Source organism: Planococcus chinensis (assembly GCF_020071995.1).
Taxonomy (GTDB): Bacteria; Bacillota; Bacilli; order Bacillales_A; family Planococcaceae; genus Planococcus; species Planococcus chinensis_A.
The window spans coordinates 1-1,295 of the sequence record NZ_JABWTK010000024.1 but is presented as its reverse complement, the minus strand read 5'-3'; the positions used below and the strand labels follow the sequence as shown (position 1 = coordinate 1,295).

Below are 1,295 nucleotides of genomic sequence, written 5' to 3'. Positions count from 1 at the left end.
TAGACTGACATAGCGATTTGAGACACATATAAAACACCTTTATTAGGCTGCTTGCGCCCCAAATTCCTTGGGTGCCAGGTAGCCTAATTTTTCGAGAATCCGGTCTTCGTTGTAGTAGCGCATATATTCGTTTACTTTCTCGACGACTTGAAAGTTGTTCAACGAATTGAATTTGACGTATTGAAATTCTTCCGACTTGATATTCGAATGGAACGATTCAATCACTGCGTTATCCCAACAGTTTCCGCGCCGCGACATGCTGCTCACGGCGTGTTTCTCCTTAACCAAATTCTGATAGGCATACGACGTGTAGACGCTGCCTTGATCGGAATGGATGATAATCCCCTCGGGATAGCTCCGCAGTTTCAGCGCCTCCTTCAATGTATCGATAACGAGCGGCGTCTGCTGATGGTCGTAGAGCTTGTACGCAACGATTTCGTTGTTGTATAGGTCCATGATTGTCGACAAGTAAAGCGTCGAACTTCCGTATTGGATATAGGTAATATCCGTCACCCATTTCTCGTTAGGGGCAGCGGCAGTAAAATTCCGTTCCAACAGGTTCGGTGCCACAATGACCGATTCCCCCTGTGATTTCCATTTTCGTTTCTTCTTCACCCGGCATTGCAGGTTGTGTTTTTGCATGATGCGCTGAACGGTATTGCGATGTCTGATGGTCTTGTAGTCTTTTTGGAGTAGTTTCTTGATTTTCCGATGGCCAAAGCGGTAGTTCGTTTTCTTACATATCGCGATAATATCTTTCTCCACTTGTGTCATTTCACTGGTAGGGCCGTCGGCCATCCACCGGTAATAGGTGGAACGTGGCACACCTAATGCAGAAAGAATCACCGTGACGGTATACTTCTTGCGGTAGGTCTCCACAAGTTGAAGAACTACTTGTTTTCCAACTCCTTTTTGATCTCCAAATACTTTTTTAAGATGTCATTCTCCATTTTCAAATGCGCATTTTGGCGATCTTTCTTTTCCAATTCACTGGCGAATTCCGGTCCGTGTCCAAAGCTATATTGCTTGCCAATTGGCTGGTCAAAACGATGAATTTCATTATTCCGATACCATCTCATCCAGGTCTTAATTTGGGAATAGTTTTTAATCCCATACTTCTCCATAATCTCCTTGTTGGTTAACTCCCCATTCATCTTATCTTTTACAACAGCCCATTTAATTTCGCTTGAATATACGTTTTTGCTCATGCAAAAACACCTCCGATTTGTGTACTTATTAAAAGTGTACCATCTCGAAGGTGTTTTATATTGTCCCATTTAATTATGTTAGTCTAG

The 1,295-nt window shown here is 43.0% G+C and carries 1 protein-coding gene; it reads right to left on the bottom strand.

Translation table 11 applies throughout. The annotated features are described in order from the left end of the window. Positions 1 to 42: 42 nt before the first annotated feature. A protein-coding gene (locus HU147_RS19010; RefSeq protein ID WP_224077659.1) for an IS3 family transposase occupies positions 43 to 1,208 on the bottom strand; the annotation gives its coding sequence in 2 pieces (ribosomal slippage) (positions 43 to 932 and positions 932 to 1,208; 1,167 coding nt in all). Positions 1,209 to 1,295: the final 87 nt, after the last annotated feature.